Below are 8,387 nucleotides of genomic sequence, written 5' to 3'. Positions count from 1 at the left end.
GGATGCCCAGGCCGTGTGCGACAAGATCGGTATCAAGCTGCACACCGCCAACTTCGCCGCCGAGTACTGGGACAACGTGTTCGAGCACTTCCTCGCCGAATACAAGGCCGGTCGCACGCCGAACCCGGACATCCTGTGCAACCGCGAGATCAAGTTCAAGGCGTTCCTCGACTACGCCATGATGCTTGGCGCCGACCTGATCGCCACCGGCCACTATGTGCGCCGCCGTGACATCGATGGCCGCACCGAACTGCTCAAGGGCCTCGATCCGAACAAGGACCAGAGCTACTTCCTGCACGCTGTCGGTGGCGAACAGATCGCCAAGACCCTGTTCCCGGTCGGCGAACTGGAAAAGCCCGAAGTTCGCGCCATTGCCGAGAAATACGAGCTGGCGACCGCCAAGAAGAAGGATTCCACCGGGATCTGCTTCATCGGCGAGCGGCGTTTCAGCGACTTCCTCAAGCAATACCTGCCGGCGCAACCGGGCGAGATCAAGACCACCGAAGGCGAAGTCATCGGCCGTCACCACGGCTTGATGTACCACACCATCGGTCAGCGTCAGGGCCTGGGCATCGGCGGCCTGAAAGATGCCGGCGACGAGCCGTGGTACGTGCTGCGCAAGGATCTGGACACTAACGAGCTGATCGTCGGCCAGGGCAACAACCATCCATGGCTGTTCTCCAGCGCCCTGCTCGCGTCGGAAATCTATTGGGTCAACCCGATCGACCTGAGCCAGCCGCTGCGCCTCACCGCCAAAGTGCGTTATCGCCAGAGCGATCAGGCCTGCACCCTGGAAAAAACCGCCAGCGGCTACCGCGCCGTGTTCGACGAACCGCAACGCGCGGTGACCCCGGGCCAGTCGGTGGTGTTCTACGACGGTGAAATCTGCCTCGGCGGCGGCGTGATCGAAGTCGCCGAGCCGTGGAGCGGCCAGGCATGAGCCCGACTCAGGAGCAACTGACGGCGCTGGGCGGGGTGTTTCTCGCCGCCGTGCTGGTCGACCGCATTGCCAAGACCGGGCAGACCAGCGAGGCCGGCCTGAGCTGCATGCTCGGCAGCCTGCTGGTACGCGACCCGAAGGACACACTGGATGTGTACGGCGGCGACGACCTCAATCTGCGTGAGGGTTATCGGGCATTGATCGGCGCCCTCGAGCGCGACCCGAGCACCCTGCAACGCGAGCCGCTGCGCTATGCCCTGTCGATGCTCGGCCTGGAACGCCAACTGGCCAAACGTGACGACATGCTCGACACCATTGGCAAGCGCCTGCCGCAGATCCAGTCGCAGGTCGAGCACTTCGGCCCGGCTCACGAAAACGTGATTGCCGCCTGCGGTGCGCTGTATCAGGACACCCTGAGCACCCTGCGCCAGCGGATTCAGGTGCATGGCGACATGCGCAACCTGCAGCAACCGAGCAACGCCTCGAAAATCCGCGCCCTGCTGCTGGCCGGTATCCGTTCGGCACGCCTGTGGCGACAGCTCGGCGGCCACCGCTGGCAGTTGGTGATCAGCCGGCGCAAGCTGCTCAAAGAGCTGTATCCGTTGATGCGCAGCGAGTAAATCGTCGCGCACTAAAGGTTTTGTAGTCTGTAGCGCGTAATACGCCGGTCAGTTGGCAACGGACCGGCGGATTTTTTCATGTATGATACGCGCCCCATTTCGTTGCCCGACTGTCCGAGAACACCCCATGCAGCTCTCTTCGCTCACTGCGGTTTCCCCTGTTGACGGCCGCTACGCCGGCAAAACCCAGGCCCTGCGCCCGATTTTCAGCGAGTACGGCCTGATCCGTGCCCGCGTCCTGGTTGAAGTGCGCTGGCTCCAGCGCCTGGCCGCCCACGCCGGTATCCCGGAAGTGCCAGCCTTCTCCGCCGAGGCCAACGCCGTTCTCAATGAACTGGCTGAAAACTTCTCGCTGGAGCACGCCGAGCGCGTCAAAGAGATCGAGCGCACCACCAACCACGACGTCAAGGCGATCGAATACCTGCTCAAGGAGCAGGCGGCCAAGCTGCCGGAGCTGGCCAAGGTCAGCGAGTTCATCCACTTTGCCTGCACCAGCGAAGACATCAACAACCTGTCCCACGCCCTGATGCTGCGCGAAGGCCGTGACGACGTGATGCTGCCGCTGATGCGTCAGACCGCCAACGCCATTCGCGAACTGGCGATCCGCTTCGCCGACGTGCCGATGCTGTCGCGCACCCACGGTCAGCCGGCTTCGCCGACTACTCTGGGCAAGGAGCTGGCGAACGTGGTTTACCGTCTCGAGCGCCAGATCGCTCAAGTCGCTGCCGTGCCGCTGCTGGGCAAGATCAACGGCGCCGTGGGCAACTACAACGCACACCTGTCGGCCTACCCGCAGATCGACTGGGAAGCCAACGCCCGCGCCTTCATCGAAGACGAGCTGGGCCTGGGCTTCAACCCCTACACCACGCAGATCGAACCGCACGACTATATCGCCGAGCTGTTCGACGCGATCGCGCGCTTCAACACCATCCTGATCGACTTCGACCGTGACATCTGGGGCTACATCTCCCTGGGTTATTTCAAGCAGCGCACCATCGCTGGCGAAATCGGTTCGTCGACAATGCCGCACAAGGTCAACCCGATCGACTTCGAAAACTCCGAAGGCAACCTGGGCATCGCCAACGCGCTGTTCCAGCACCTGGCGAGCAAACTGCCGATCTCCCGCTGGCAGCGCGACCTGACCGACTCCACCGTACTGCGCAACCTCGGTGTGGGCTTCGCTCACAGCGTGATCGCCTACGAAGCCAGCCTCAAAGGCATCAGCAAACTGGAGCTCAACGAGCAGAAGATCGCCGCTGACCTCGACGCTTGCTGGGAAGTGCTGGCCGAGCCGATCCAGACCGTGATGCGCCGCTACAACATCGAAAACCCGTACGAAAAGCTGAAAGAACTGACCCGCGGCAAGGGCATCAGCCCGGAAGCGCTGCAGACTTTCATCGACGGCCTGGACATGCCGGCCGAAGCGAAAGCCGAGCTGAAACAGCTGACTCCGGCCAACTACATCGGCAACGCTGTAGCGCAAGCCAAACGCATCTGATTCACCGCTTGACCCGTTTGAGACGCCCGGCCGCGCCGGGCGTTTTTATTCCCGTCTGAAAAATGCTTTTTTTCAATAGGTTACACATGAATCCTGATACTCCTCTTCAACTTCTGGGCGGTCTCACGGCGCGCGAATTCATGCGCGATTACTGGCAGAAAAAGCCGCTGCTGATCCGTCAGGCCATCCCTGACTTCGAAAGCCCGATCGACGCCGATGAACTGGCCGGCCTGGCCCTGGAAGAAGAGGTCGAATCGCGCCTGGTGATCGAGCACGGCGAGCGTCCGTGGGAGCTGCGTCGCGGCCCGTTCGCCGAAGACGAATTCAGCAAACTGCCGGAAAAAGAGTGGACCCTGCTGGTTCAGGCCGTTGATCAATTCGTCCCGGAAGTCAGCGAGCTGCTGGAAAACTTCCGCTTCCTGCCGAGCTGGCGCGTCGATGACGTGATGATCAGCTTCGCCGCTCCGGGTGGCAGCGTCGGTCCGCACTTCGACAACTACGACGTGTTTCTGCTGCAGGGCCACGGCCAGCGCAACTGGAAGATCGGCCAGATGTGCGACTCCGAGAGCCCGCTGCTGCAACATGCGGATCTGCGCATTCTCGCCGAATTCCACGAAACCGAAGAATGGGTGCTGGAACCGGGCGACATGCTCTACCTGCCGCCGCGCCTGGCCCACTGCGGTGTCGCGGTCGACAACTGCATGACCTACTCGGTCGGCTTCCGTGCGCCAAGCGCCTCGGAAGTACTGACCCACTTCACCGACTTCCTCAGCCAGTTCCTGACCGACGAAGAACGCTACACCGACGCCGATGCGAAACCGGTCAGCGATGATCCACATCAGATCCAGCACGACGCCCTCGGCCGCCTGAAAAGCCTGCTCGCCGAGCACATGAGCGACGAGCGTCTGCTGCTGACCTGGTTCGGCCAGTACATGACCGAGCCGCGCTACCCGGAGCTGGTGGTCGGCCCGGAAGATGTTGAAGAAGATGACTTCCTCAATGCCCTGCAAGACGGCGCGGTGCTGATCCGCAACCCGAGTGCGCGCCTGGCATGGTCGGAAGTCGATGACGATCTGCTGCTGTTCGCCAGCGGCCAGAGCCGTTACCTGCCGGGCAAGCTGCGCGAGCTGCTGAAGCTGATCTGCGCCGCCGATGCGCTGCACCTCGACAACCTCGGCGAGTGGCTGAACGACGAAGACGGGCGCGGCCTGCTGTGCGAACTGGTCAAACAAGGCAGCCTGGGATTCGCCGATGAATAAGATTCGCGTACGTGTCGCAGACTGGCAAAAGGACAACGCCGAGATCCGGCGCATTCGTGAAACGGTGTTCATCGCCGAACAATCGGTGCCACCCGAGCTTGAATGGGACGCCGATGACGCGACCGCCGTGCATTTTCTGGCGTTCGAAGGCGACTTTCCGATCGGCACCGCCCGCCTGTTGCCCGACGGGCACATTGGCCGGGTTTCGGTGCTGAAGGACTGGCGCGGCATGAAGGTGGGCGATGCGCTGATGCAAGCGGTCATCGCCGAAGCCGAAGCCCGCGGCCTGCAGCAGCAGATGCTCAGCGCGCAGGTACAGGCCACGGCGTTCTATGAGCGCCTGGGCTTCAGCCTGGTCAGCGAGGAATTCCTCGAAGCCGGGATTCCGCATGTCGATATGGTTCGGCATTCGGCCTGAGCGGCAAAGATCCTGAGACCTCCATTGATTTTGTGATCTCTGGAGATCCTGTGGTGAGGGGATTTATCCCCGATGGGTCGCGGAGCGGCCCCAAAATTTCAGGTCTGCTTCGCAGCCCATCGGGGATAAATCCCCTCACCACAAAGGCCCTTGAGCACCCCACAAAACGCCCCGCCATTTTTGGATGCCGGGGCGTTTTGCTGTCTACGATTCAACTTGCCCCACCCCGGGCCGACAAACTGGCAATATCAAGCCTTTCGAAAGCGGAGATAACGGACATGTCCCTACGCACCCTGCTCACCACCCTGCTGCTCGGCTGCAGCCTCTCGGCGATGGCAGCCACAGAAGTGGTGCCCCTCAAGTACCGCACCAGCACCGACATGCTGCCGATGGCGCAAGACTTCATCGGCAAGGACGGCCAGGTCAGCGCCTATGGCAATCAACTGATCGTCAAGGCCGAGCCGGACAAGATTCAGGAACTCAAAGCCCTGATCACCCAGCTCGACACCGCCCCCAAACGCCTGTTGATCACGGTCGACACCAACGAAAACAATGGCCGTGGCGACGAAGGTTATTCGGTCAACGGCGCACAGACCCGGATCATCAGCCGCAGCACCGCCAGCCGTGACGGCGGCGTGCAGCAAGTGCAGGCCACCGACGGCATGCCGGCGCTGATCCAGGTCGGCCAGAGCGTGCCGATCACCAGCAGCCAGACCAACTCCTACGGCGATTACAGCAGCCAGACGCAATATCGCAACGTCACTCAGGGGTTCTATGTCACCGCCAGCGTCACCGGCGACATCGTTCATCTGGCGATCAGTACTAACCGTGACCGCATGAGCCAGGAACGTCCCGATGTAGTGAACGTGCAAAGTACCGACACAACGGTCAGCGGACGCCTGGGCGAATGGATCACTCTTGCCGGGGTGAATCGCCAGACTCAGGCCGACAAACAGGGTCTGACCCGCAGCTACTCGACTCAAGGCCGGGATGACATGACCTTGCGGGTCAAAGTCGATGCCTTGGACCAAAGCACCGAAAACTGACTGATTAGTCGTATTAGACGAAAGATGTAGTGCTTGAAAAAAAGCACTACAAAATGTTTGACGGGCCAAAAAAGCGAAGGCATGATGGCCTCGCTCCCGCTAATCAGAGGCCCTGGCAAGGGCCTTCGAAGCGATGTTCGCACCTACCCCGCGAACCGCTTCGTGTCTGTACCGCCCACAAGGTGTGTTTGACGAGGTTGCCGACTGGAACGAAGTTGTCCCGAGGGACGGAAGCGTAATTAGGTAACCCGGCTTCACGCTGTAGTTCGTATAAAGGCCCACGACGCCCGAATGCGCCCGCAGTCCGCCACTACCTGCTCACTTCCCCTCGAGCCCATCGTTCATCCCGTCGCCTACCCCGCCGAATCCGACTTGACCACCTAAGCTTCTGGTCAGCGAGCGCAGGAATTTTCCACCGCAGAACAACTTTTCATAAAGACGCGACGAGGTTTATCTCCATGGCACTGACACGCGAACAGCAAATTGCAGCCCTTGAAAAAGACTGGGCTGAAAACCCGCGCTGGAAAGGCGTGACTCGCACTTACTCCGCTGCTGACGTCGTCCGTCTGCGTGGCTCGGTTCAGCCTGAGCACACCTTTGCGAAAATGGGCGCCGAGAAGCTGTGGAACCTGGTGACCCAGGGTGCCAAGCCGTCCTTCCGCCCAGAGAAAGATTTCGTCAACTGCATGGGCGCCCTGACCGGCGGCCAGGCTGTTCAACAGGTCAAGGCCGGTATCCAGGCGATCTACCTGTCGGGCTGGCAGGTGGCTGCGGACAACAACTCCGCAGAATCCATGTACCCGGACCAGTCGCTGTACCCGGTGGACTCGGTGCCAACCGTGGTCAAGCGCATCAACAACTCGTTCCGTCGCGCTGACCAGATCCAGTGGAAAGCCGGCAAAAACCCGGGCGACGAAGGCTACATCGACTACTTCGCGCCAATCGTGGCTGATGCTGAAGCTGGTTTCGGCGGCGTGCTGAACGCCTACGAGCTGATGAAGAGCATGATCGAAGCAGGCGCCGCCGGCGTTCACTTCGAAGACCAGCTGGCTTCCGTGAAGAAATGCGGCCACATGGGCGGCAAGGTGCTGGTGCCGACTCAGGAAGCCGTACAGAAGCTGACCGCTGCCCGTCTGGCGGCTGACGTTGCCGGTACTCCGACCATCATCCTGGCCCGTACCGACGCCAACGCGGCTGACCTGCTGACTTCGGATTGCGACCCGTACGACCAGCCGTTCGTGACCGGCGAACGTACCCAGGAAGGCTTCTACAAAGTACGTGCCGGCCTGGATCAAGCCATCGCCCGTGGCCTGGCTTACGCGCCGTACGCTGACCTGATCTGGTGCGAAACCGCCAAGCCGGATCTGGAAGAAGCCCGTCGCTTCGCTGAAGCGATCAAGAAGGAATACCCGGACCAACTGCTGTCGTACAACTGCTCGCCTTCCTTCAACTGGAAGAAAAACCTGGACGACGCGACCATCGCCAAGTTCCAGCGCGAACTGTCCGCCATGGGTTACAAGCACCAGTTCATCACCCTGGCCGGCATTCACAACAGGTGGCACAGCATGTTCAACCTGGCGCACGACTACGCCCGCAACGACATGACTGCCTACGTGAAGCTGCAGGAGCAGGAATTCGCTGACGCCGCCAAGGGTTACACCTTTGTGGCTCACCAGCAGGAAGTGGGCACCGGCTACTTCGACGACATGACCACCGTGATTCAGGGCGGCTCGTCCTCGGTGACCGCGCTGACCGGTTCGACCGAAGAAGAACAGTTCCACTGATTCGGCTTCGCTGAGCAAACGGCCCTTGCGGACCGGATAGAAAGCTAACCGCAAAGCCGCAAGACTGACGCCCCGACTGGTTCGGGGCGTTTTTTTGCCCGCAGATTCCCAAACACACTCCCCTGTAGGAGCTGCCGGAGGCTGCGATCTGTTGATCTTGTCTTTAAAAAGCAAAGTCAAAAGATCGCAGCCTTCGGCAACTCCTACAGGGGGTGGATTCCGCGAACGCCCCTTGTGGGAGCGAGCCTGCTCGCGAAAGCGCTTTGTCAGCTTGCGCATGCGGTGACTGACCCACCACCTTTGCGAGCAGGCTCGCTCCCACAGGTTTTCTCTCAGCCTGGGAGACAAAACATTGATCCAGGCCGGTACAGACGCCACAAAAACCAGCTAAAACTGGCGCCACCGCTACTTGCAGTAACGGGCATATAAGACAACTTTCCGATTACTGCACCGCTTTACAGTTACAAAACCACTCCAAACGATATCAATTATCATTTAGCGGCAACTATGTTCGTTACATTTCCCACAAAACATAATTCGCGCAAACCCGGCTAATGCCCGCAGGGCATGGGCTACAGGGCATTGGAGGTGCGCTATGTCCTTATTCCAATAAATAATTTCGCTATAGGAATTTTACTTGCCGAGTGTTTAGCCATAAAATCAGCGCGATTGATTGCTGCGACATATCGTCACTGCCTTATTTCTTTATCAAGCTCAGAGACCTTTGCTCTCTGTTAAGGATTACCAGCATTCCCGAAGCGACAGGACTCATGGCCCACAACTGGGGCTTTGCCATTTTCCTTCTGGGTGTTGTCGGCCTGT

The 8,387-nt window shown here is 60.3% G+C and carries 7 protein-coding genes and 1 pseudogene; all 8 read left to right on the top strand.

Annotated elements, in window-relative coordinates; translation table 11 throughout:
- Positions 1–940 (top strand): tRNA 2-thiouridine(34) synthase MnmA (mnmA, locus tag ACIOUG_RS25500; RefSeq protein WP_401069727.1); only part of this gene is annotated, 940 nt, incomplete at its 5' end.
- Positions 937–1,560 carry a high frequency lysogenization protein HflD gene (hflD, locus tag ACIOUG_RS25495; protein ID WP_003223824.1) on the top strand — a complete coding sequence of 208 codons (624 nt, stop codon included), beginning with the start codon at positions 937–939 and terminating at the stop codon, positions 1,558–1,560. The genes mnmA and hflD, both read left to right, overlap by 4 nt.
- 127 nt (positions 1,561–1,687) lie before the next feature.
- On the top strand, positions 1,688–3,058 hold the full coding sequence (gene purB / locus ACIOUG_RS25490; RefSeq protein ID WP_003223822.1) for an adenylosuccinate lyase: 1,371 nt from the start codon (positions 1,688–1,690) through the stop codon (positions 3,056–3,058).
- Between the two features lie 86 nt (positions 3,059–3,144).
- Positions 3,145–4,317, top strand: coding sequence for a JmjC domain-containing protein (locus ACIOUG_RS25485; RefSeq protein WP_401069724.1), 1,173 nt, complete (start codon positions 3,145–3,147; stop codon positions 4,315–4,317).
- Positions 4,310–4,735: a GNAT family N-acetyltransferase gene (locus tag ACIOUG_RS25480; protein WP_003223818.1), complete on the top strand. Its 426-nt coding sequence runs from the start codon at positions 4,310–4,312 to the stop codon at positions 4,733–4,735. Before ACIOUG_RS25485 ends, ACIOUG_RS25480 begins: the two co-directional genes overlap by 8 nt.
- Positions 4,736–5,013: 278 nt before the next feature.
- Positions 5,014–5,781 carry a secretin N-terminal domain-containing protein gene (locus ACIOUG_RS25475; RefSeq protein ID WP_401069721.1) on the top strand — a complete coding sequence of 256 codons (768 nt, stop codon included), beginning with the start codon at positions 5,014–5,016 and terminating at the stop codon, positions 5,779–5,781.
- A gap of 458 nt (positions 5,782–6,239) precedes the next feature.
- Positions 6,240–7,565 (top strand): isocitrate lyase, encoded by a 1,326-nt coding sequence (gene aceA / locus ACIOUG_RS25470; protein WP_401069718.1) that lies wholly within the window; start codon positions 6,240–6,242, stop codon positions 7,563–7,565.
- Positions 7,566–8,314: 749 nt separating this feature from the next.
- Positions 8,315–8,387: pseudogene (locus ACIOUG_RS25465) on the top strand (NADH-quinone oxidoreductase subunit A); the annotation flags it as partial.

It is taken from the genome of Pseudomonas sp. NPDC087803, from assembly GCF_044742995.1.
In the GTDB taxonomy this organism is placed as follows: Bacteria; Pseudomonadota; Gammaproteobacteria; order Pseudomonadales; family Pseudomonadaceae; genus Aquipseudomonas.
This window is presented reverse-complemented; position numbering and strand designations above follow the sequence as displayed.